The 23,386-nt window shown below is 71.2% G+C and carries 20 protein-coding genes and 1 pseudogene; 11 read left to right on the top strand and 10 right to left on the bottom strand.

Annotated features, from left to right (window positions below; all coding sequences use genetic code 11):
* Nucleotides 1-220, top strand: a pseudogene (locus AB0M20_RS02165) (hypothetical protein); the annotation flags it as partial.
* 4 nt (nucleotides 221-224) lie between these two features.
* Here AB0M20_RS02165 and AB0M20_RS02160 read toward each other — a convergent pair.
* From AB0M20_RS02160 to dacB, 7 genes are all read right to left on the bottom strand, one after another.
* Nucleotides 225-620, bottom strand: coding sequence for a RidA family protein (locus AB0M20_RS02160; protein ID WP_364292284.1), 396 nt, complete (start codon nucleotides 618-620; stop codon nucleotides 225-227).
* 5 nt (nucleotides 621-625) lie between these two features.
* Complete coding sequence (gene folE / locus AB0M20_RS02155) at nucleotides 626-1,261, bottom strand: GTP cyclohydrolase I FolE (protein ID WP_364292287.1); 636 nt, start codon at nucleotides 1,259-1,261, stop codon at nucleotides 626-628.
* Nucleotides 1,261-3,279 carry an ATP-dependent zinc metalloprotease FtsH gene (ftsH, locus tag AB0M20_RS02150; protein WP_364292281.1) on the bottom strand — a complete coding sequence of 673 codons (2,019 nt, stop codon included), beginning with the start codon at nucleotides 3,277-3,279 and terminating at the stop codon, nucleotides 1,261-1,263. Before ftsH ends, folE begins: the two co-directional genes overlap by 1 nt.
* 227 nt (nucleotides 3,280-3,506) lie before the next feature.
* Nucleotides 3,507-4,082, bottom strand: coding sequence for a hypoxanthine phosphoribosyltransferase (gene hpt, locus AB0M20_RS02145; RefSeq protein WP_364292278.1), 576 nt, complete (start codon nucleotides 4,080-4,082; stop codon nucleotides 3,507-3,509).
* A gap of 140 nt (nucleotides 4,083-4,222) precedes the next feature.
* Complete coding sequence (tilS, locus tag AB0M20_RS02140) at nucleotides 4,223-5,179, bottom strand: tRNA lysidine(34) synthetase TilS (protein WP_364292275.1); 957 nt, start codon at nucleotides 5,177-5,179, stop codon at nucleotides 4,223-4,225.
* A 10-nt stretch (nucleotides 5,180-5,189) separates the two neighbouring features.
* A complete protein-coding gene (locus tag AB0M20_RS02135) occupies nucleotides 5,190-6,245 on the bottom strand; it encodes a zinc-dependent metalloprotease (RefSeq protein ID WP_364292272.1) in 1,056 nt (351 codons plus the stop codon).
* Nucleotides 6,246-6,316: 71 nt separating this feature from the next.
* Entirely contained in the window at nucleotides 6,317-8,491 is a 2,175-nt protein-coding gene (gene dacB, locus AB0M20_RS02130) for a D-alanyl-D-alanine carboxypeptidase/D-alanyl-D-alanine-endopeptidase (RefSeq protein WP_364292269.1), read from the bottom strand.
* Between the two features lie 392 nt (nucleotides 8,492-8,883).
* On the opposite strand from dacB, the gene AB0M20_RS02125 reads away from it, so the two are divergent.
* From AB0M20_RS02125 to AB0M20_RS02085, 9 genes are all read left to right on the top strand, one after another.
* Nucleotides 8,884-9,384, top strand: a complete 501-nt coding sequence (locus AB0M20_RS02125; RefSeq protein WP_364292266.1) for an inorganic diphosphatase — start codon at nucleotides 8,884-8,886, stop codon at nucleotides 9,382-9,384.
* Between the two features lie 105 nt (nucleotides 9,385-9,489).
* Nucleotides 9,490-9,840: a hypothetical protein gene (locus tag AB0M20_RS02120; protein ID WP_364292263.1), complete on the top strand. Its 351-nt coding sequence runs from the start codon at nucleotides 9,490-9,492 to the stop codon at nucleotides 9,838-9,840.
* A 4-nt stretch (nucleotides 9,841-9,844) separates the two neighbouring features.
* A complete protein-coding gene (locus AB0M20_RS02115) occupies nucleotides 9,845-11,290 on the top strand; it encodes a type IV secretory system conjugative DNA transfer family protein (RefSeq protein ID WP_364292260.1) in 1,446 nt (481 codons plus the stop codon).
* A gap of 54 nt (nucleotides 11,291-11,344) precedes the next feature.
* Complete coding sequence (locus AB0M20_RS02110; protein ID WP_364292257.1) at nucleotides 11,345-11,884, top strand: hypothetical protein; 540 nt, start codon at nucleotides 11,345-11,347, stop codon at nucleotides 11,882-11,884.
* The gene (locus AB0M20_RS02105) at nucleotides 11,881-12,147 is read left to right on the top strand and encodes a hypothetical protein (RefSeq protein ID WP_364292254.1); all 267 of its coding nucleotides are present in this window, start codon (nucleotides 11,881-11,883) and stop codon (nucleotides 12,145-12,147) included. Before AB0M20_RS02110 ends, AB0M20_RS02105 begins: the two co-directional genes overlap by 4 nt.
* 55 nt (nucleotides 12,148-12,202) lie before the next feature.
* Entirely contained in the window at nucleotides 12,203-12,847 is a 645-nt protein-coding gene (locus AB0M20_RS02100; protein ID WP_364292251.1) for a protein DA1, read from the top strand.
* 128 nt (nucleotides 12,848-12,975) lie between these two features.
* Nucleotides 12,976-13,695 (top strand): VWA domain-containing protein, encoded by a 720-nt coding sequence (locus tag AB0M20_RS02095; RefSeq protein ID WP_364292248.1) that lies wholly within the window; start codon nucleotides 12,976-12,978, stop codon nucleotides 13,693-13,695.
* Nucleotides 13,696-13,699: 4 nt separating this feature from the next.
* Complete coding sequence (locus AB0M20_RS02090; protein WP_364292245.1) at nucleotides 13,700-14,728, top strand: protein phosphatase 2C domain-containing protein; 1,029 nt, start codon at nucleotides 13,700-13,702, stop codon at nucleotides 14,726-14,728.
* Nucleotides 14,725-15,840 (top strand): hypothetical protein, encoded by a 1,116-nt coding sequence (locus tag AB0M20_RS02085; RefSeq protein ID WP_364292242.1) that lies wholly within the window; start codon nucleotides 14,725-14,727, stop codon nucleotides 15,838-15,840. The genes AB0M20_RS02090 and AB0M20_RS02085 overlap by 4 nt, the downstream gene beginning before the upstream one ends.
* Nucleotides 15,841-15,867: 27 nt before the next feature.
* On the opposite strand, the gene AB0M20_RS02080 is transcribed toward AB0M20_RS02085, so the two are convergent.
* From AB0M20_RS02080 to eccD, 3 genes are all read right to left on the bottom strand, one after another.
* Nucleotides 15,868-17,391, bottom strand: coding sequence for a DUF4407 domain-containing protein (locus AB0M20_RS02080; protein ID WP_364292239.1), 1,524 nt, complete (start codon nucleotides 17,389-17,391; stop codon nucleotides 15,868-15,870).
* On the bottom strand, nucleotides 17,388-19,388 hold the full coding sequence (locus tag AB0M20_RS02075; RefSeq protein ID WP_364292236.1) for a hypothetical protein: 2,001 nt from the start codon (nucleotides 19,386-19,388) through the stop codon (nucleotides 17,388-17,390). The genes AB0M20_RS02080 and AB0M20_RS02075 overlap by 4 nt, the downstream gene beginning before the upstream one ends.
* Before the next feature lie 278 nt (nucleotides 19,389-19,666).
* Complete coding sequence (gene eccD / locus AB0M20_RS02070) at nucleotides 19,667-21,103, bottom strand: type VII secretion integral membrane protein EccD (RefSeq protein ID WP_364292233.1); 1,437 nt, start codon at nucleotides 21,101-21,103, stop codon at nucleotides 19,667-19,669.
* A 121-nt stretch (nucleotides 21,104-21,224) separates the two neighbouring features.
* Between eccD and eccCa the strand changes: the two genes are divergently transcribed.
* Nucleotides 21,225-23,386 (top strand): type VII secretion protein EccCa (eccCa, locus tag AB0M20_RS02065; protein WP_364292230.1); only part of this gene is annotated, 2,162 nt, incomplete at its 3' end.

The raw sequence follows: 23,386 nt of genomic DNA, 5'->3' as shown, positions 1-23,386 counted from the left end.
CTACCTGGTCGCGCCGGCCGGTTCGGTGCCCACCTATGCGCTGCTGTGCGGGCTGAGCATGCCGGTGCTGGCCTTCGGGCTGGGCTGGGTGACGATCGGCTTCGTCTACGGCGGCGGCCCGGAGAAGGTGGATCGCACCCCGCTGGTCGGCGTGATCACCTGCCTGACGCCGGTGCTGCTCACCTGCATGGGCGTCGGCCTTCTGCAGTTCCTCGATTAGGGCCCTAGTCGGCGGCGGCCGTGAGGTCGACCTCGACGAGCTGGCCCTCGTAGCCCAGGGCGGTGACGCCGAGCAGGGTGCTCGCGGTGCTGAAGGCCGGAGCCAGCGGGGACTCCAGCAGCTGGCGCCAGACCGCGGACAGATCGGACGGTTTGCTGCTGACCACGTAGACGATCGACCGGACGATGTCGGCCGGCGACACCGACGCGGCCGCCAGCACAGCGAGGCAGTTGGTGATGACCTGATCGGTCTGTGTGGTCAAGTCACCGCCGACCACCTGGTCGTCGATGGAGAGCGGGCACTGGCCGGCGAAGTGGATCAGGCGGCCGGCCGGGGAGATCGTGACGTGCGAGTAGCCGTCCGGCTTGTGCACGGTGGGCGGGTTGAACTTCTCGGGCACAGAGCTCACCTCGCGTTGATCAGCGCCATCGCTTCCGCGCGGACCTTGCCGTCGGTCTGGAACGCGCCGCGGACCGCCGAGGTGACGGTACGGGCGCCGACCTTGCGGATGCCACGCATTTCCATGCAGAGGTGCCGGCACTCGAGCACCACGATCACGCCGCGCGCGCCGAGCTGTTTCACCAGTAGGTCGGCGATCTCGGAGGTGAGGCGCTCCTGCACCTGGGGGCGGCGGGCGAAGACCTCCACGAGCCGGGCGAGTTTCGACAGACCGGTGATCCGGCCGTCGGTGCCCGGGATGTAGCCGACATGCGCGCTGCCGACGAACGGCAGCAGGTGGTGCTCGCACATGCTCTGCACCTCGATGTCGCGGACCAGCACGAGCTCCTCGTGGTTGGCCTCGAACGTCGTGGTGACCACCTGCGACGGCTCGACCCGCAGACCGGCGAACAGTTCCGCGTACGCCCGGGCCACGCGGGCCGGGGTGCGCTGGAGACCCTCACGGTCCGGGTCCTCACCGATCGCGATGAGGATTTCCCGGACCGCTTTCTCGATACGCGGAAGGTCGACGGCCGGCTCGACGGGTGACCCGTTGAGCTTGCCGTCGACCAGTCGCGCCGCGAGGTAGTCGAGCTCGCCGATCAGTGGCCGCCTTCCGCGCCGTTGCTGCCGGATGAGCCGGGGCCGACGGCGGCCTGCCCGTCCGCCTCGGCCTGCGCCTTGAGCGCGGACTGCTCGGACGGAGTGAGCACGGGCGGCGCCGACGACGGCAGACGCTTGCCGAAGCCGTTGAACGGGGCCATCGGAGGCCGCTTCTGCACCCGGGCGCAGATGCGGTTCATGTCGTCCTGGGTGATGGTCTCCTTCTCCATCAGCTCGAGCACCATGTCGTCGAGGACGTCGCGGTACTCGACCAGGATCTCCCAGGCCTCGTCGTGCGCCAGCTCGATGAGCGAGCGCACCTCGCTGTCGATGTCGGCCGCCACGGAGTCGGAGTAGTCCTTCTCGTGGCCCATGGTGCGGCCCATGAACGGCTCGTCGCCGCTGGTGCCGTACTTGACCGCACCCAGCTTCGAGCTCATGCCGTACTGCGTGACCATGGCGCGGGCCAGGCTGGACGCCTTCTCGATGTCGTTGCCGGCACCGGTGGTGGGCTCGTGGAAGACGAGCTCCTCGGCGGCCCGGCCACCCAGCGCGTACGCCAGCGTGTCGATCATCTCGGCCCGGGTCTGGGTGTACTTGTCCTCGGTCGGCAGCACCAGCGTGTGACCCAGCGAGCGGCCGCGCGGCAGGATCGTCACCTTGTGCACCGGGGCGGAGTGCGGCAATGCGTACGCCACCAGGGCGTGCCCGCCCTCGTGGTACGCGGTGATCTTCTTCTCCTTGTCGCTCATCGCCCTGGTCCGGCGCTCCGGACCCGCGATGACCCGGTCGATCGACTCCTCGAGGAAGTAGTTGCTGATCGCCCGCTTCTCGTTGCGGGCAGTGAGCAACGCGGCCTCGTTGATCACGTTGGCCAGGTCGGCGCCGGAGAAGCCCGGCGTGCGGCGGGCGACCGCGTCCAGGTCGACGTCGGGCGTGAACGGCTTGCCCTTGGCGTGCACCCGCAGGATCGCCTTGCGGCCCTCCATGTCGGGGTTGTCCACCGGGATCTGCCGGTCGAAGCGACCCGGGCGCAGCAGCGCGGGGTCGAGGATGTCCGGCCGGTTCGTGGCGGCGATCAGGATCACGCCGCCCTTGGTGTCGAAGCCGTCCATCTCGACGAGGAGCTGGTTCAGCGTCTGCTCGCGCTCGTCGTGGCCGCCGCCCATGCCGGCACCGCGGTGCCGGCCGACGGCGTCGATCTCGTCGACGAAGACGATCGCCGGCGCGTTGGCCTTGGCCTGCTCGAAGAGGTCGCGGACCCGGCTCGCACCGACACCGACGAACATCTCGACGAAGTCCGAGCCGGAGATCGAGTAGAACGGCACCCCGGCCTCACCGGCGACGGCGCGGGCCAGCAGCGTCTTGCCCGTGCCGGGCGAGCCGAACAGCAGCACGCCCTTCGGGATCTTCGCCCCCAGCGCCTGGTATTTCGCCGGGTTCTGCAGGAAGTCCTTGATCTCGTAGAGCTCCTGGACCGCCTCGTCGGCGCCCGCCACGTCGGCGAACGTCGTCTTCGGCGTGTCCTTGGTGATCATCTTCGCCTTGGACTTGCCGAAGTTGAGCACCCGGGAGCCGCCGCCCTGCATCTGCGACATGAACAGCAGCAGCAGGATCACGAGGATGGCGATCGGCAGCAGGTTGACCAGCAGACTGAGCCAGACGCTGTCGCCCGACACCTTGGCGTCGAACGTCCCCGTGATCCGCCCGGCCGACTTGGCCTGCTGGACCGCGGAGAGGATCTGGTTGCTCGCCTCGTACGGGTACTGGGTCTCGATGCGCCTCGTGGACTTGCCCGCGAAGCGCTCGTCGGCGGCGAGGTCGAGCTGAAGCGTCTGCTCCTTGTCCTTGATCAAGGCCTTCTCGATGCCGGGCTGGTTCAGCCGCTCGAGGACCGTCGAGGTCTCAACATGCTGATAGCTCGGCCCACTCGTGAAGAACGAGCTCAGCGTTATCGCACCGATGATCACCAGAATGATCCAGACCACCGGGCGGCGGAAGAAACGCGTACGTTCCATACTGTTGTCGGGCGACGAGCGCCCGGACCCTCCTGATCGGCGTCCTGGTCACCTGAAATTCATGTCCTCCGGCGCGCGTGGCACTGCGCCATTGGTCACTCGACGGTACACCGTGGGTGCCGGTACCGAACCCGTGAGCCCACCAGCCCGACACCGCCCGTTTACGCCCCTCGGAGGCGAAAAGTGGGCGAAACGACGCATTCCTGAGAAGACGCTGAGGAAGTCGTTCAGCTACGGGCGTACACGTCGGGCTTGAGTACACCCACATAGGGCAGCTCACGGTATCGCTCGGCGAAGTCGAGGCCGTATCCGACGACGAACTCGTTCGGGATGTCGAAGCCGACATACTTCGTCGGCACCTTCACCTTCACGGCGTCCGGCTTACGCACCAGGGCGACCACCTCGACGGTGGCCGGCGACCGGCTCTTCAGATACTTCATCAGCCAGGAGAGCGTGAGGCCGGAGTCGACGATGTCCTCCACGACCACCACGTGCCGGCCGGCGATGTCGCGGTCGAGGTCCTTGAGGATGCGCACCACGCCCGACGAGGTGGTGCCGGAGCCGTAGGACGAGACCGCCATGAACTCCATCTCGACGGGCGGGCCGTAGCGGCCCAGCGCGCGGGCGAAGTCGGCCATGAACATCACCGCGCCCTTGAGCACGCAGACCAGGAGCAGCCCGCCGTCGGCGCCGGCGTGGTCGGCCGCGACCTGCTTGGCGAGTTCGTCGGTCTTCTCTCGGATCTGCTCCTCCGAAATGATCACGCGGTCGATGTCGGCGTCGTACCAGGAGCCGTCTGCCATTCGCTAAGCCTGCCGCATCCCGGTCACCGCCGACCGCGCGGGTCCTCCAGCGGGCGCGGGACAAACCCGGAGCAAAGCCCGAAGCGGAGGTGGGGTTGAGGCAGTTCTGCATTTAAGGGCTGCGGACGGCGTGTCGACCGTCACAGACCGATCCGGCACAACCGCCCGTCCGTCCGGGCAACGAGGATCCCGCCCGGTAACGCGACCGCACCCTGCCCGTGCCAGTCCGTGACGAGGGCGTCCATGGCGGCCACATGGCGGTGCGACAGCGCACTGCCACCCGCGCCCAACCGGCGGGCCCACATGTGCAGCACGCGGGTGCGCACGGCGTCCGGCAACACGGACAGGTCTGCCACCACCAGCTCGTCGGTCACCGCGGCCGCGGCCAGGTCGTCCAGCGCGGCGTTGTCGGCGGCGAGCTGAGCGGCGGTCCGGGCCAGGTTGTCGATCACGGACGGGCCGAGCGCGGCGACCAGGACGGGCAACACGTCGGCGCGGACCCGGGATCGGGCATAGGCGGGGTCGACGTTGTGCGGGTCGTCCCACACCTGCAGCCCGAGGGCGGCGCAGGCCTTGCGGATGTCGGCGCGCGAGACGTCCAGGAAGGGCCGGACCAGAAGCCCGCGGCGAACCGGCATGCCGGACATCCCCCGCGGCCCGGCACCCCGGGCCAGCGCCAGCAGCACCGTCTCGGCCTGGTCGTCGCGGGTGTGCCCGAGCAGGACGGCCATGGCGTCGTGCGCGGCGGCAAAGGCCGTGAGCGCCTCGTAGCGGGCATCGCGCGCGGCGGCCTCGGGGCCGCCGGGCCGGCCGCTCACGTCCACGGTCAGCACCGAGGCCGGCTCGAAATCCGACGACGCCCACGACGTCACGGCGACCGCCCGGGCGGCGGACCCCTCCTGCAGGCAGTGGTCGACCGTGACCAGTCCAGCACGCAGCCCAAGCCGCGGCGTCACGAAGGCCGTGGCCGCGGCAAGCGCCATCGAATCCGGGCCGCCCGAGCACGCCACCAGCACCAGCGCGCCGCGAGGCAGCCCGCTCAGGACCCGGCGCACCGCCGTCCGGACGGTCGCAACCGGCGCCGGGATGCGCGCCACGCCCTTGAGCCTAGAGGGGGGAGGGCGCGTGCACCCGGGCCACCCAGGCGTCCGGATCGCCCAGCTCCTCGAGCCGCGGCAGGGTCAGCGGAGAGCCGAAGATCTTGTTGAAGCCCTCCATGCCGACCCGCTCCACGACGCCGTGCACGAACTTGCGGCCCTCCGCGTACTGCCGCATCTTGACCTCGATGCCCAGCACCCGGCGGATCGCCTTCTCCAGCGGGTTGCCGCTCTCGCGCCGCCGGTTGAACTTGGACCGGATCGACTCGACGCTGGGGATCACCTCGGGCCCGACGCCGTCCATCACGAACTCGGCGTGACCCTCGAGCAGCGTCATCAGCGCGGTGAGCCGGTCGAGCACCGCCTTCTGCGCGGGGGTCTGCACGATGTCCAGCACGGAGGACCGGCTCTCCGGGTCGCGCAGAGCGTCGGACAGGGTGGCGACCCCGCGCCGGAGCCGCTCGACGATGTGCTCGCCACCGTTCTGCGAGGCGTCGACGAAGGCCTGCACCTCGCCCAGGAAGTAGCCCCGCATCCACGGGACGGCGGTGAACTGGGTGCGGTGGGTCACCTCGTGCAGGCACACCCAGAGCCGGAAGTCGCGCGGGTCGGCGCCGAGCTTGCGCTCGACCTCGACGATGTTGGGCGCGTTCAGCAGCAGCTGGCCGGGCTCGGAGGAGAAGACTTCGTACTGGCCGAGCACGCGGCCGGACAGATAGGCCAGCACCGAGCCGGCCTGCACGCCGGTGACCCGGGAGCCGATCGCCTCGGTGACGCCGCCGGTCGGCCGGTCGCCGGTGAGCCGGCTGACCAGCGGGGTGATCACCTGCTTGAGCCCGGCGATGTTGACGGCGGCCCAGTCCTTGCGGTCCACCACCCGCACCGGGGGCACCTCGGTCTGCGCCACCAGACCGGTGTAGCTCGCGACGTGGCCGGCCGCCTCGTCGGTCAACGCCCGCAGCTCGGTCACGACCTGCATGGCTTCCTCGTAGGACACCGCGGGTCCGGATTTCGACAGCGCGCCCGCGGTGGCGGCGGCCAGATCCCAGTCAACGAACTGCGCCATGGCACCGACAGTACCCGCGGCCCACCAGCGGACGGCCCCTGAGAAAATCCGGAGAGCTGGAACCTGGAGAGCTAACAGCCGCAGGCGACCAGGCGAGCCGCGATCCGGTCCAGCGCCTGCCGCGCCGGCACCGAGTCGCCGGTCCGGTCCGCCATGATCGCGAAGACCAGCAGCCGCCCGTCCTCGGTCACCAGCTGCCCGGAGATCGTGTTGACGCCGGTCAGCGACCCGGTCTTGGCCCGGACCAGCCCCTGCCCGGCCTGGTTCGGCGCGGGCGTGACGAACCGGGTCCGCAGCGTCCCCGACCAGCCCGCGACCGGCAGGCCGGCGAACATCGGGCTCAGCGCCGGCTGCGTCCCGCTCGCGGCGAGCGCCAGCAGGTCGGTGAGCAGCGACGGGCTGATCGCGTTGAGGCGGGAGAGCCCGCTCGCGTCGGCCAGCTTGATCTCACCCGGGGGCAGGCCCAGCTCCTGCAGCTTGGCGATCATCGCCTGGGTGGCGCCCGCGAACGACGCCGGGCGCTGGGCGGCCAGCGCCACCTGACGGCTGAGCACCTCGGCCATCGTGTTGTCGGACTGCTCGAGCATCCAGTCGACCAGGTGGACCATCGGCGGCGACTGCACCCGGCCCAGCTCGGTGCCTGGGTTCTCCGCCCTTGCCGTGGGCCCGGCGGCCGGTGACTGCACAGTCTTGACGCCGAGCAGCTTGGCGAACGACAGGCCGGTCGCCTTGGCCGGGTCGGCGAACCGAGGGTCACCGCCGACCTCGTTGTGCACCGGCACCCGGCGGCCGGCGTTGGTCATCAGCGACTGGATCTTCGAGACCTGGCCCTCGGGCGAGATGATCGTGCCGGTCCAGCCCTTGGCGGTGGTCGGGCCGGTGAACAGCGACGTGTCCACGGTGACCTTGGTGATCGGCGTCGCGCCCATCGCCTTCTTCACCTGCTCGGCCAGCTTGTCGAGCCGCGCCGCCCCCGGGAACTGGCCCTTGGCGTTCACCGAGAGGCTCGGGTCACCGCCGCCGACCAGCACGACCTCGCCCGGTTCGTCGCCGGCCACGGCGGTGGTGGCCAGGCGGTAGGCCGGTCCGCGTGCCGCCAGCACGGTCGCGGCGGTGACGAGCTTGGTGGTCGACGCCGGGGTGGTCATGGTGTCGGCGTCGCGGGCGAAGAGCTTCTCGCCGGTGGCGGCGTCGGCGACCGAGACGCGCACGCGGGGACCCAGCGCCGGCGCCTTGACCAGCGCGCCGATCGCCTTCTGCACGCCGGCCGCGCTCGGCGCGACGGCCTTGGCGTCGGCCGCGGCCAGCACCGGAGTGGGCGTCGGCTCGGGCGCGATCGTGGGCTTCGGCGTCGGCGGCACGTCGCTGCCGAGCAGGCTGTCGAGCGCGCTCGGCCGCACGATGAAGAGCGCCGCCCCCACGGCTCCAACCAAGATCAAGACCATCAGACCCGAGAAGATGAGGGTACGAGCCCTCCGCGGCGTCCCCGCCCCGACGGAACGGTCGGACTGCCCACTCACCCCCGCTGCGCCGGCGCCGGGCGGGCCCGGTGGGTCACCCCCGGGCGAGCCCGGCACACTGACCCGACCCATCGCGACGTGCGCGAATCCGGCCGCCTCCGGCCCGCCTGCCCCCGGCACGGGAGCGGCACCGCGCCCGTCCCCGGGCGAAACCGGCCGGACCCCGGCCGAGCCCCGCGCCGGCGCCGCGGCTGTGCTGCTACCGGCCGCTGAGCCTCCGGCAAGGGCGGAGAACCCGGGCCCCTCCGGGGCTGTGCTGCTACCGGCCGCTGAGCCTCCGGCAAGGGCGGAGAACCCGAGCCCCTCCGGGGCTGTGCTGCTACCGGCCGCTGAGCCTTCGGCAAGGGCGGAGAACCCGAGCCCCTCCCGGGCCGGCTGCTCGACACTCGCGAAGCCGTGAGCGCCACCCGGCGACACCGGCCGCTCCGGGGTGGGCGAAACCGGCTGCTCGGGCGGCGGCGAAGAGGGCACGGCGGCTCGCCCGCGCCGCAACAAGGGACTCGTCGGCCGCAGCTCTCCGCTCCCGGCGGCCTGCACGTGGCCGCCCTGCTGGGCAGCGCCGGGTCGCACCTGCGGCACCCCGGACCACAGGTTTTCGCCGCCGGTGGGACGCGGCCGGGCACCGGCGACCGGCATCTGCCGCTCGGTGGGCTCGTCGCCCTGGTCGCGCACGGCCGGCATCCGCGGCTGCGTCGGCTCGTCACCTCGGTCGTGGGCAGCCGGCATCGGGCGCTGCGTGGGCGAGCCGGCCGGCGGGCGCGGAGGCACACCCGCGGACCCCACAGACCGGTCCGGTCGTGCCCCGCCGACCTTCGCGGACCCGACAGACCGGTCCGGCGCACCGGGCGTACCCGACGGATCGTGGGTCTTGAAGGACTCGGTCGGCGCCTCGCCGGTCGAAGGGGACGAAGAGGACGGATCGGGCCGGTCCTGCCCTTCGCTGGGCACGACGGCGCGACCCTTATGTGAATCTTCCCTCCCCACGGGCCCCTCCTCGTTCACAGCGTCAGACTTAGGGGAGACTACTGACAGCCCGCACATCGTTGCGCGCGGAGCCTAATCGCGCTGCGCCAGGCGAAGATCGGGCACTCGACGCCGGGCGACTGAGGGAGCGGATCATGGATTTCGACGTTCTGGTTGAGATCCCCAAGGGCCAGCGCAACAAGTACGAGGTCGACCACAAGACGGGCCGCATCCGGCTGGACCGCACGCTCTTCACGGCGACGCAGTACCCGGCGGACTACGGCTTCATCGAGGGCACCCTGGGCCAGGACGGCGACCCGCTGGATGCCCTCGTGCTGATCCAGGAGCCGACCTTCCCCGGCTGCCTGGTCCGCGCCCGGGCCATCGGCATGTATCGCATGACCGACGAAAAGGGCCGCGACGACAAGGTGCTGTGCGTCCCCTACGAGGACCCGCGCCAGGAGCACCTGCGCGACATCCACCACCTGGGCGAGTTCGACCGGATGGAGATCCAGCACTTCTTCACCGTCTACAAGGACCTCGAGCCCGGCAAGTCGGTCGAGGGTGCGACCTGGGTCGGCCGGGTCGAGGCCGAGGAGGAGATCCGGGCCTCCTTCAAGCGCCAGGAGGCCGCGGAGCATCACGACGAGGCGTGAGCCTCGTGCAGCGCCGCGGCGACATCCAGCAGCCGCTCGGCCAAGTTCAGAAGTAGCTCACGGAACGTAGGCTCGTCGTGACCCGACAACGCCCGAGGAGTGAGCATGGCCGAGCGCAGTAAGGCCTGGGTGCGGATGTACTGCTCGACCGACCGTCAGGCTCGCGTCGCCACGTTCCGGCGGGTCGGCCGCGAGTGGCAGTTGACGACCGTGGGCGGGCCGGCGCCGTCGACCAGCAGCGCGGCCGGCAAGCTTCCGGTGGCCGGCTCGTTCGGCATCTCGCCGGAGTACGCCGGCTGCCCGGGCTGCCGCAGCGACTCGTACGCGCGCTGCGGCAACTGCAACCAGCTCGGGTGCTGGCGCAGCTCCGAGTCGTACTTCCGATGCGGGAACTGCGGCGACGGCGGACAGGTCTCGGGCGCCATCGAGTCGCTCGGCGCGATGGACGCCGGCTGAGCGCATGGAGATGGTGCTCCGGCTGTGGATGGCCGTCACTCGGATGATCTTTCGCGGCGCCTGGGGAATCGGCAAGGCGGTCACCCGCGGCGCCGCCAACCACAGCCTCGGCCGCAACGCCAAGCGGGCCATCGCCCCCGGTCAGCACGACTACCGCGGCGTGGTGGACGGCCGTCGCCCGCCCGCGGTCCTCACCGGCGAGTTCCCCGTCGGCCACTTCCTGAGCCCGTCGGTCGGCGTGCGTGGCCCGGTCGGCATCCCGGAGCCGGCGGTGCGGCACAACGCCTGCGTGATCGGGCCGCCCGGCGCCGGCAAGACGCGCTACGTCATCGTCCCGTGGATCGTCGCCGCCCTCCGCTCCGGCTACAGCGTGGTCACCATCGACGTCAAGGGCGACATGCTCGACCTGGTGCGGGCGGCCGTGCAGGGCCAGCCTCCGCTCAACGTCCGGGCCCGTGCGCTCGACTACACGCGGCCCGCCAACTCCCTGCGGTGGAGCTGGCTGGCCGACCTCGACTCGGATCGGGCCATCGACAGCGCGGTCATGTCGATCGTCGGCAAGCAGCCACCGCCGAACACCGACCCGTACTTCTTCCACATGGACTCGCAGATCCTGCGCGGCCTGCTGGAGCTGATCAGCGGCTCACCCAACCGGCGGTCGATGACGACGTCGACCGTGCTGCGCACGCTCAAGGACCAGGCGTTGCTCGACCGGACGCTGTCCCGGTATCCGAACAGCCCCGCGATCCCCCGCCTCGCCGACCTGATGTCGCTGGCGCCCGACGACTACTCCAAGCGGATCTCGGGGGTGTCGGTGAAGCTGGACGCGCTGGCCCGCCCGGCGGTCGAGCAGGTGACCCGCAACCCCGACTTCGCCACGCCGGACGTCCTGTCCACGCATAGCCTGACCAGCATCGTCGCGCCGCTGCAGGACGGCCAGCTCGCCCGTACCCTCTCCGGCCTGTTCGTCAACGACCTGCTCTTCCGGGCGTTCAACCGGTTCACCGGCCACTCGGGCAACCGCCTGCTGCTCGTGCTGGACGAGGCGGCACAGCTGGCCGACCGGATCGACTTCAAGAACGTGCTGAGCGTGGCCCGCTCGGCCGGGGTGGCGATCGTCGTCGCGGTGCAGGACGTCGCCCAGTTCGCCGATGTGAACGAGCGGTCGACGGTCTTCGGCAACTGCGGCACGTTCGTCTGCTTCTCGGGCGCCTCGCCGGAGTCCGCGAAACTGCTCTCCGACCGCCTGGGGTCGCACCCCGTGCTGTCCACCAGCGTGGGGCAGACGCCGGGCGGCCTCGGCTACACGACCACGGTCAACCAGAGCACGACCATGGCGCCGGTGCTGGGCCAGCGCGAGATCATGAACATCCCGTTCGGCGCGCGGCCGGCCGTGGTGCACGCCCGCGACGTGCTGTCCGCGCCGTTCCTCGTGGACTTCGGTGCGTAGCCGGTGCCCGGCCGGCAGCGGGAGCCAGAGCGGAGCTGGGAGCGGCAGCGCCCGATGCTGGACTCGCGCGCGGTCAAGATGCGCGCCGACGAGGACCGTCACCAGTTCCAGGGCCACCCGGACCGGAAGATCCGGGAGGCCCACGTGTTCCGCGAGCACGTCGACGTCGGACCCAAGGACACCGCCCTGCGCGCGCGGACCGGCACCCGGGCACGGGATGGGGAACGCGGGCAGGTGCCGGCCCACGCCACACGATGGACCCACGAACGGGCCGTCGCCCGTGCGGCGGAACGGGTGTGGCGCGATCCCGAGACGCAGCGCAGGCTGCGGGCGCAGATGCAACGGCTGCACCAGGGCGACCCGCCGTCGAGCTTGCGGGTGGTCCGCTATCTCCCGCTGCGCGAGGCGGTCGGCTCGGACTGGCGCCGGTATGTCGCCGGCCACACCGCCGGCTCCGGCGGCCTGCGCGAGTCGCGGTTCACCGAGCACAGCGTGGTCAAGGCCGTGTGGAAGATGGATGACGACCGCAAGTGGTATCTGCAGACCTGCTATCCACAGGTCCAGGCTAGACCGGATTTGGGGTGGCCGAAGTGATCAGCGAACGGCTCGAGGAGTTCCTGTCCGCCTATTGCGACGCCGACTCGGATCCGGACGAGCTCACCGCGCTCATGCACCGGGAGCTCGGTGCGCACGAGCGATCGTGGCTGCTGCCCGAGCTGGACACCGCGATCGCGGACCGGGCCCTGAGCCCCGAGCTGGCCGAGTTCCTGACCAACGTCCGGTTCGAGACGCGCGACGAGGTCACCGACTGGCTGCGCGGTCTGCGCAAAGCCTGGTACGGCGATGGCCCGTCCTGACTGGGCCGCCCTCACCCGCCGCTTGACCGGCGGCTGTCCCGCCTGCGGTGGCCCGATGAGCACGCGGATGATGCTGTCGCTGACCGGCGAGCACTTCTGCGCCAAGCACATCGGGCAGCCGCAGTGCATCGCGTGCATGGCGCCGGCGGCGGACGACCTCGACCTGGAGGTGCCGCTCTGCCGCCGCTGCGCCGCGACATCGGTGCGGACCCAGGAGGACGTCAAACGGGTGCTGCCGCCGATCGCCGCGCAGTTGCGCGGGCTGTCGATCGCCACGACCAAGCCGGTGCGGGTCCGGCTGGTCGCCGCGGCCGAGCTGCGGACGGCGTACGCCGGGCACGGCAACGCGCTGGGCCTGACCGTCTCCAGCGGCGCCCGGGTGGTCGACCTGATGGTGGTGCGCGACCTGCCGCTGGTGAAGTTCGGGTCGACCGTCTGCCACGAGGTGATGCACGCATACCTGACGCAGCAACGCTTCCCGCGCGTCGACCCGCCGGTCGCCGAGGGCCTGTGCCAGTTGCTCGCCTACGCGTGGGTACGCCGGCAGAACGACCCGGTCGCCAAGGCGGAGATGCGGCTGATCGCCGAGGCCACCGATCCGATCTACGGCGACGGGTTCCGCCGGGCACGCGACAGCGCTCAGCGCGTCGGCGTGCCCCGGACCCTCGAGCACGTCCGGCGACACGGCGTGCTTCCGTAGGCCGATGGTCCAGTCCTTCCCGTACGAGCCGCCATGGCTTGCGGTCGACACGGATCGCTACGCTTCCGAGTACAGGGCGTGACCCGCATCGCGCTCGCCCAGCGCACGCCGAAGGATCAGGAGCGACCATGACCGTGACGCCCGGCCAGGCTGACGACAAGGTTCTCGCATTGGCGTTCTACCTGCTCATCGACGTCTCGTTCTCGATGGACGGCGAACCGCTGAACGCGGCCAACGGAATTCTCCCCGAGGTGATCGACACGATCGAGGAGAGCCCGATGCTGGGCGACGTCGTCCGGCTCGGGGTCATCGACTTCGCGGACGAGGCGCAGACCGTGCTCGCCCTCGGCGATCTGCGCAACGTCAAGAACATCCCGAAGTTCACCGCCCGCGGCGGCACCTCGTACGCGGCCGCCTTCCGCCTGCTCAAGAAGGACATCGAGCGGGACATGGCGGAGATGCGTGCGGACGGCTTCAAGACCTACCGCCCGGCCGTCTTCTTCATCACCGACGGCGAGCCGACCGACGACCAGAGCGAGCTGAGCGCCGCCTTCGCCGAGCTGACCGACCCCGGCTTCAAGGCCCGCCCCAACATCATCCCGTTCGGCGTGACCAAGGGGATGGAGAAGGCCGTGCTCGAACCGTGGGTGTTCCCCAAGCCCGGCACCGGCGGCAAGGCGATGCGCAGCTACCTCTACAACGGCGACGGCGACGCGGCGACCGCGATCCGGCAGATCGCCGAGGTGCTGATCCAGAGCATCGTGACGTCGGCGAACTCGGTGAACGAGGCCGGCACCGCCGGCGGCTTCGTCCCGCCGGCCGACGACGACCTGGGCGACTGGATCTGAGTGGATGACGACGTACCGGAGCACCGGGGCGGAACCCGAGCGCCAGGACGGTCCGCCCGGCGCGGGCGTGCAGCTGCCGAACGGCCGCTGGAAGGTGGGTGACGAGGGCCGGCAGCCGGAGGTACGCCCACGGCTGGCCAAGCGGTTCAAGGCGCCGCCGGCCGACGTGGTGATCAACGGCGCCGACGTCCGGACGATCGCGTACCGCGCCGCAAGCTTCCGGGGGTTGAACCATCAGGAGCTGGGCGAGCCGCGGCAGGACGCGTACGCGGTCCGCTTCACCCGGGATCAGCGCTGGCTGGTCGGCTGCATCTCGGACGGCGTCTCCGAGGGGGCGCTGTCGCACGAGGCGGCGGAGGCGGCCGTCGCGCGGATCGCGGAGGAGCTGGTGACCAGCCTGACCGGGGCGCCACCCGGCGACGCGGTGGGCGACGACTGGAAGGCCGTGGTCAAGTCGCTGCCGTGGGACCAGGCGGTGGACGAGGCCAACGCCGCGATCGTGGACCTGGCCCGGTCACACCTCGAGCGGACCTATCAGCAGAAGGGCAAGCTCGACGAGCTGGGCGATGTCCCGTTCGCCCGCGCCCGGCCGCTCATGTCGGCCACCGCCCTCGCTCTGGTCGTGGCGACCGAGCCGACGCCCGACGGGTTTCATCGCGCGGCCGTGGCCGAGATCGCCGGCGACTCCGCGGGGTTCGTGCTGCACAACGGCCGCTGGGACGCTCTAACCAAGATCAAGAATGAGGGCGCCGAGATCTACTCGGGATCCGTCGCGTCGCTGCCGAGCGACGTGAAGGTGGAGCCGGCCGCGCTCGAGATCCGCGCGGGTGTGCCCATCCTGGTAATGACCGACGGCCTCGGCGACCCGTTCGGCGCGGGCATGGGAGAGGTCGGCAAATTCCTCGCCGAGGCTTGGCAACGGCCGCCGGACCTGCTCGAGTTCGCCCAGCAGCTGGCGTTCTACCGCAAGTCCTTCGCCGACGACCGGACCGCGCTGATGGTCTGGACCGGTGTCCCGGAGCCGAGCCGATGAGCACGACGGAGCTGGACGTCTCGGCGCTGGGGCGGCTGACCCCGCTCGGCAGTGGCGGCACGGCCACCGTCTACTTCGTACCCGACCTGCAGTTGCCGGAGTTCCCCGGCGAGCGGTTCGTCTACAAGAAGTACAACGACCGCACCATCCGGCTGGCCGGGCAGGCGCTCGGGCACGGTCTCACCAACTTCGTGCAGTTCCGCGATCGTCTGCCCGAGGAGCAGCAGCGCGCCTGGGACGCCCGGATCATCTGGCCGGTCGCGGTGGTGAAGAACCGCGGCGGCGCGGCCGAGGGCATCATCATGCGGCTGATCCCCGACCGATACTTCCACGATTTCAAGAAGCGCGAGGGCGGCGTCAACCGCAAGCCGCGCGAGATCGAGACGCTTTTCGGCGACACGGAGACCGCCCTGCGCAAAGGCCTGCCGGACGTCCAGCTGCACACCCGGCTCCAGCTCCTGCGGGCGATCGCCGGCGGGTACGCGATGATGCACAAGGAGAACGTCGTCCTCGGCGACATCTCCGGCCGCAACATCATCTACGACCCCGATCCGAAACAACCGTCCATCATGGTCGTCGACGTGGACAGCGCCCGGGTCAAGGGCAACCGCGCGACCTTCGGCATTCAGCCGCACACGCCGAACTGGCAGCCGCCGGAGGCGCTCCGGGCCAGCGCCGAGTTGGAGCGTGGCAAAGCCGCCCGCCCGCCGATGTCGGTCGATGCCCAGAACCGCCTGCACAACCTCTGGTCGATCCAGAGCGTGAAGACCGACGTCTACAAGTTCGGCCTGATGACCGTGCGGATCCTCGACTACGGGCGCGGTTGCGCGGTGAACCGCAACCCGGCGAAGGCGCGCAGGATCCTGGTGAGCAGGCTCGGCAACGCGGCCGGCGGACTGCTGGACGCGAGCATGGCGCCCGACCCGAACGACCGGCCCACCATGCGGGAGTGGTACCTGCTCTTCCAGGGCGGCGGCGCGGCGAACGGCAACAAGCCGATCGTCCAGCAGCAGCCGAGCACCAAGCCGGCGCCGGCCCTGCCGGACGGCTACCGCCGCGGCAACTGGCAGTGGAAGGCCGGCAAGGGCTGGGTCCGGGTGGCCCGGCCCTGAGGCCGGGCCTCGACCCCGTCCTCGACCTCAGTCCTCGTCCGCCGGGTGCACCGCGGGCGCCTTGCGCTGCGGCGGGATGTCCCCCACGTCGACCGGCCCGTTGCCGTTGCCGTTCCACTGCGGACCCGGGCTCGGCGTCCCGTTGAACCCGTTGATGGGGATGGTCGGGTCGTTGTCGTCCTGCGCTCGGTGCGCCGGCCAGTAGAGCGGCGGCTGCTGCGGCGGATCAGCCGTGGGCGGATCGGCCGGCGGCGGATCAACCGGCGGCGGGAAGGCCGGACCGGAGCCCTGGGCCTTCCACCGGCGCAGATCCTGCTTGGTCTGCTCGATGGCCTGCTCCGCCCACGCGTCCAGGGCCATCTGCATCACCTCGGCGCGCGTCTTCACCACTCGGGCGACATTCGGGCCCGCGGCCGTCCCGGAGCTGGCGGCGATGTCCCGCTCGATCTTGAGGGTCAGGTCACGGCGTTCCTGCGCGGTCTGGGCGTGCATGTCGTCCTCGAGCTCGGCCTCCCGCTCGTACCGGGTCTCCGGGCCGAGCACCTGCAGCAGCTTCATCAGCACCGGCAGCAGCTCGAGAGCCAGGAACAGCAGGAAGAGGGTGATGTGCGCGGTCTGCAGGGTGGGACGGTCGTCGGAGAGCCGGTTGAGAGCCTCGAGCCGGGCCAGCAGACCGTGGTCCTGCTTGGTCTGCGCCTCGTGCGCCCGCCGGTCGGCGGCGAGCCGGTCGTTGAGGTCGGCCAGCTTCGCGCGGTTGTCCGACAGCCGGGCCTCCGCCGCGGTCAGGGCGGTGACCTGCGCGGTGCCCAGGTTCTTCTGGGCGGCCTGTCGCGCCGCGGTCAGGCGCCTCTCGGCCTCGTCGCGCGTCTCGCGCTTGTCGTTGCGGATCTGCACCTTCTCCTGGTACGCGATGCCGGCGCCCCGCTTGCCCGACCCGCAGGTGCCCTCCTTCTCGCAGACCACGGCCCTCTCCGCCGCGGCGTACTCCTTCTGCGCGGCGTCGTACTGCCTGCGCGCGGCGGTCACCGCGGGATCGCTCTCGACGTTGACCGGGGCGCCCTTGTCGACCAGGGCCTGGTCGGCCTTGATCTGCTGCTCCAGGCCGGGGATCTGCGCGTACTCCGGGTTCGCCGCGGTCTGCCGGTTGTACTCGGTGTTCTTGTCCGCCTGCATCACCAGCAGCTCGGTCTCGATCTCCGGGCGGAAGATCTGCAGCACCATCGGCGTGCTGATCACCGCGCCCAGCACGAGCGCGAGCAGCAACCGGGGCAGCGCGGCGACCACCGACACCCATCTCTTGTCCTGCCGCATCATCTGGACCACCAGCAGGCGGTCGAGGTTGAAGATGATGAAGCCCCAGACGAGTCCGATGAGGACCGCCCAGGGGATCGCCAGGCCCATCGCCATGTGCATGGCCATCGCCGCCGAGGCCGCGGCCACCACCGCCGTCGAGACGATGACGCCGCCCATCGCCGAGTAGCGAACCCGATCGCCGGGCGCGCCCTCGAAGACCTCCCGCCGGCCACCCGCGATCACGGCCAGTGCATTCATGAGGCCCACGGCAACCACCTCCACCTGTTCCTCGGACGCGGCCGCTGGGTGAACCACTTCCCCACGTCGTAGGGGAAGATCTGCAGTGGCCGGGCCCGGCGCGTCTGTCGGGGCCCGGCAACCACCGTGTCGACGAGGTCTTTGTCGACGGACTCCGACACCGTCAGCGCCTCGCGCAGGTGAGCGCCGTCCAGCGCCCACGCGCCGGTCAGCAGATCGCCGGCCTCCGCCAGGGCGGTCGACACGGGCTCCGGCGGGGGCGCCGGGACCGGCAGCTCGGTCAGTGTCGGTAGCTCGTAGACATGCACGTAGTCGGTCGTCGCCCGGCGCTCGCCGACCTGGTTGCGCAGGTGCAGCGCGATCGGCCCGGGCATGGTCACCGTGAACTGCACGTTCGAGTCGCCGACGTGCTGCGGGGGCACCGCCAGTCGCCGGCCGTCGGCGCCGATCAGCGTGAGCGAGTCGGCGTAGCGCGTACGCCACAGAACCTTGACCTGCTCGCCCACCGGGGCGAACCTCGGGGTGACCAGCACGTCCTCGAGGACCGGCGGCCCCTGCAGCTCGATCGCCCGCCGGGTCAGGTAGTCACGCCACGTGGCGGCCGCCGGCAGCAGCCTGCTCACATTGGACTTGGTGAGCCTCAGCAGGTCGCGGCCGCTGTCGTCGAACACCGGCTGTTCAGCGCCGGCGTCGCCCGGACGGTCGGCGGCGCAGCTCTCGACGAACTGGCCGAGCCAGATGAGGTCGCGCGCCGCCGGGTCGGGGTCGGCGGGGTCGAACGGGCGGGCGTCGTCGCAGTCGGAGAGCAGCACGTCCGGCCCCAGCGGGCCGATCCGGAAGACCGCCGACTCGCAGGTCCGCTCGCCCAGCAGCACGTGGTAGCCGTGCGCGAGGTCGATGATGTCCGCGATCTCGGCGCAGACCCGGAGCCGGGCGATCCGGTCGGTGGTCGACGCGCTCTCGCCGGGCAGCAGATCACCGGCCCACCGCGGGCGCACACCGTCGCCGTTGTGGGTGAAGGTCGACGGCAGGGGCGGAACCAGGACGCCCGCCGCGGCGCCCGGGTCGTCCGCGACGACGAGGCGGTGGGGCCACACGGCGCGGTCGATCATCCGCTCACGACGGCCCGGCGGCGGTGGGGCGCCGCGTAGGGAGACCATGCTGAGCAGGGCGTCGAAGGGGTGGGCTTCGGCGTTCTGGCCGGCGTCGAGGAACTTCCGGTAGCGCAGACGCTCGGTGACGTTGGACAGGGGGTGGTCGTCGACCTCGGAGACCTCGAGGACCGGGGTGCGCGTCAGCAGCCCGCCCAGCACGAGATCCTTCTCGGCCGTCACCCAGCGCGCGTACTTGAGATTGCGCTCCCCGGTGACGACCGTTCGCCGGATCACCCGCACCAGCTCGTCGGCGGCCCGCGTGACGTCCGCCTCGGTCGCCACGTCGTAGAGGTCGACGTTCTCGTGGTGGCGCATCAGGTGCTCCACCGGCGCCGGATCGGCCGCCCGCAGGCTCACCAGCATGATCGTCGGGGACCACTCGCGATCCTGCGCGAACGGCGGCTTCTCCTCGAGCAGCTCCCGGAACGCCCGGTCGAGGTCGGCCTCCGCCTCGGCGAAGACGCCGGAGCTCAGCACCACGATGAACGGCGACCGGACCTCGGCGTAATCGGCGTCGAGCTGGGAGATGTCCACGCCCATGCGCTTGCGCAGCGCGGCGGCGCCCACGGCGAACGCCGGCTCCTCGATCGTCGGGTGCAGCTCCGGCAGCACGTCGGTGAAGTCGACCTGCTGGATCGGCAGCGGCGCGTCGGCGCCCTCCGTCGCGCCGTAGAGGTGCACACCCCAGCGGACGGCCAGGGTGAGCAGCGGGTCCTCGGAGATCTCCGACGCGAGGTGACCCATCAGCAGGTTGGCGAGCAGCAGCCGGCCCTGACCCATGTGGACGGAGACGTCGCAGAGAAAGTAGACCGGCTGCGGAACTTCCTGTGCATTGTCGGTCAAATCCGCTCCATCGCTCTCGTTCCGGGTCGTACCGTGCACACGCCCGCTTTCTACCGGCTCGACACTAGGACCGGCGCGAACGCTCATCACACCGACCGTAAGGACAGAGCTACTCAGCTGATTGTGAGCCGTGGGTTCAAGTGAGATTCGAGCGCTCGGTCATTCGCCCGGCAGTTATTACCGGTTTGTCCGAACGGCGCTGAGAGGTCGGCGATGCCGAGGTCCGAAGAAGAGCTGTTCCGGACATGTCCGGCTCGCTCCGGAATGCGCGATAAGACCTAGAAGCTGATGTTGCCGACCGCGGCGTAGAGGCCGACCACCGCGCACGCCACGGGGATCACCGACACCACGACCAGCGTGTCCAGCATGTCGGCCGCCCGGCCCAGATAGGGCGACGGCGGCTTACGCGAGTACGTCGCTCCGGCCGCGACGGTCGCCAGCGCCAGCAGGACCGCCGCCGCGGAGACGCCCAGCCGCATCGCCATACCCGCTCCGGCCAGCAGATCGGCGCCGAGCGCCGCGACACCGAAGAGACCGCCGAAGACCAGCGGCACGCGCTGCCGCAAGGTGACGAAGAGCCGGGAGCGAAGCAGCAGCGCCGCCGAGGTCACCGCCATCAGGATGCGCGACGACAGGCTGCCCGAGGTGGCCAGCACCAGGAACGCCCCGGCGGCCAGCACCGCGTGGCCGAGCAGCATGCCGGTCAGCAGCTCCTCGGTGCGGGTGACCGCCGCGAAGACCGTGGCCCGGTCCGGACGCTCACGCGCGAGATCCGTCGTGCCCCCGGATGGCGCCGCGGTGAAGCCCTCGGCCCCACTGCCGGTCGGCAACGTGACCGGCGGCGTCGGCATCTTGCCCAGCCGGATCGCCATCAGCGGCAGCATGCCGATGCCGCACACCAGGATCGAGATGAGCACGGCGGCCGCACCGGCCGCCGTGGTGAGGAAGCTGACGAGGGCGGTCACCGCGGCCAGCAGGCCGACCGTGACAGCCGCGGCGAAGATCCGCAGCCCGGCCGCCACCCCGGCGCCGGTGACCGCCGCGAACAGCAGCAACGCGACCGCGCCGGAGAGCAGCTCGGGCCCGCCCAGCCAGGCCAGGGGCGAGAACACCCCGACCTTGTCGCCCGGGCCGGTCGCGACCAGCACCGCACCACCGGCGAAGGCGAACGGCAGCGCGCACGCGCCCAGGGCCGCCCCGGCGCGCGCGTCCGCATACGCCCTCGAGGCCGTCACCCCGGCGAGCATCAGCAGCAGTGCCACGCCGAGCGCGACATAGGCCGCGCCGGTCCACGCCGGCCCGGCCGCGAGAACCGCCAGCAGGCCCAGGCCGAGCAGCACCGCGGCGGCGAGCAGCGTGGCGGTGCGCGTCGACGCCGGCGACCACACCGTGCCCCGCCGCCGCGCGCCGTCCGCGATCGCCTCGACCACGTCGTCGTACTCGAGCTCGGGCCACTCGTCGCGGGCCGGCACCAGATGCAGCACCTCGCCGTCGCGCACCCCCTGCGGGAACAGACCCTGGGCGGTGGCCAGCGCCACCCCGTCGGTGCGCCGCAGCAGCCACCCGCCGTGCCGCTCGCCGTCGTCGGCCAGCCCCTCGCCGGCGTGCCGCAGCACCTCCGGCAACAGCTCGGCCAGCGGGACATGCTCGGGCAACGCCACGTCGACACGACGTTGCGGAGCGCTGATCGTGACACGCGCCAACCCGACACTCATGACTGAACCCATCGATGCTGTGAAACATGGAAATAGGCGAGGCTGCGGAACTGATGGGACTTTACCTATCCTGAGCGCGGCGCGATGCCCGCCCACGGGGGATGAAAAGGAACCATTTGCCATGAGTACGACCGTTCTCAAGCGGTCCGCACGCCGACCGGCGCCGGAAATCCCGGTCGGCGAGATCAACGTGGACGCCCCACCCGAGATCCCGCAGGACGGCGGACGCCGCTGGCAGCAGGCCGTGATGGTGCTGCCGATGCTGGGCGGCTCCGTGGCCATGGCGATGATGATGGGCCAGGGTCGCGGCGGCGCATTCTCCTACGTGGTCGGTGGTCTGTTCGGCATCTCGTCACTGGCCATGCTGGCCACCTCGTTCGGCAGCAACGGCTCGCCGAAGAAGGCGGAGATGATGGCGGCCCGGCGCGAGTACCTGCGCCATCTGTCCAGTCTGCGCAAACGCGTACGGGAAACCGCCGGCGCGCAGCGCGTCGGCCTCTACTACCGCCACCCGGAGCCGGGCCAGCTCTGGTCCACGGCCGGCAGTCACCGGGTCTGGGAGCGCCGGCCCGCCGATCCCGACTTCGGCGTGGTGCGCCTGGCGGTCGGCCCGCAGACCCTGGCCACCCCGCTGATCCCGCCGGTCACCCGGCCGCTGGAGGATCTCGAGCCGATGACCGCGGGGGCGCTGCGGCGCTTCCTGGACGCGTACTCGGTGGTGCCGGACCTGCCGGTCGCGGTCTCCCTGCGCGGCTTCGCGCGGGTCTTCATGCGCGGTCCGGCGGCCGAGGCGCGTTCGCTGACCAGGGCGGTGCTGGCCCAGCTCGCGGTGTTCCACGCACCGGACGACATGATCATCGCGGTCTGCGCCGGCCCCGAGCAGCGGGCCTCGTGGGAGTGGGTCAAGTGGCTGCCGCACAACCTCCACCCGACCCGCACCGACGCGCTCGGCCCGGTGCGGCTGGTGGCCAGCTCCGGCCCCGACCTGGAACGCCTGATCGAGGACGTGATCGGCAACCGGCCGCGGTTCAACCCGGCGGCGATCGGGATCAGCGCCCCGCACGTGATCATCGTGCTGGACGGGGCCAACCTCGAGGGCGCCACCCAGCTGGACGACGGCATCGACGGCGTGACCGTGCTCGACCTGGACGAACGACCCCCCAAGCTGCTGGACCGCTCGCTGCTGGTGCTGGAGGTCGATCACGCCGGCGGCGCGCCCGAGCTGCACACGTACGCGATGGAGCACGCGGCCGACGTCGGCAAGCCGGACAGGCTGAGCGAGATCGAGGCGGAGGCGATCGCGCGGCGGCTGGCCCCGCTGCGGCTCGCGTCGGCGTCCAAGTCGACGGACACGCCGCTGGGCGGCGAGATGACCCTCGGGGAGCTGCTCGGGATCGCGGACCTCGACACGTTCAGCGTGGCGCAGAGCTGGCTGCCGCGGCCCAACCGCGACAAGCTGCGCGTACCCATCGGGGTCGGCGCCGACGGCGCTCCCATCGAGCTGGACCTCAAGGAGTCGGCGCAGGACGGCATGGGCCCGCACGGCCTGCTGATCGGCGCGACCGGCTCCGGCAAGTCCGAGCTGCTGCGGACGCTGGTGCTGGCGCTGGCCGCCACGCACTCGTCCGAGACGCTCAACTTCGTGCTGGTCGACTTCAAGGGCGGTGCCACCTTCGCGTCGCTGGACCGGCTGCCGCACACCGCCGCGGTGATCACCAACCTGGCCGACGAGCTGCCGCTGGTCGACCGCATGGTGGACGCGATCGACGGCGAGCTGCTGCGGCGCCAGGAGCTGCTGCGCAGGTCCGGCAACTTCGCCAGCCTGCGCGACTACGAGCGGGCCCGGCTGAGCGGTTCGGCGCTGCCGCCGCTGCCCTCGCTGCTGGTGATCTGTGACGAGTTCTCCGAGCTGCTGTCGGCCAAGCCCGACTTCATCGACCTGTTCGTCCAGATCGGACGCGTGGGCCGGTCGCTGGGGGTCCACCTGCTGCTCGCCTCGCAGCGGCTGGAGGAGGGCCGGCTGCGGGGGCTGGACACCCACCTGTCGTACCGGATCGGCTTGCGGACCTTCTCGGCGCTCGAGTCGCGGGCGGTCCTCGGCGTCCCCGACGCGTACGAACTGCCCCGCTCACCCGGCCACGGCTACCTGAAGTTCGGCACCGAGCCGCTGGTGCGGTTCAAGGCCGCGTACGTGTCCGGCACCTACCGCCGCCCCGGCGCACGCGGCGCCGGCGTCAGCGGCGAGCGCGTGGCCCCGCAGGTCCTGATCTACTCGACCCACTT

Origin of the sequence: Actinoplanes sp. NPDC051633 (assembly GCF_040681735.1) — a bacterium.
Taxonomy (GTDB): Bacteria; Actinomycetota; Actinomycetes; order Mycobacteriales; family Micromonosporaceae; genus Actinoplanes.
The sequence above is the reverse complement of the archived record's forward strand: the minus strand, read 5'-3'. Positions and strand labels throughout refer to the sequence as shown.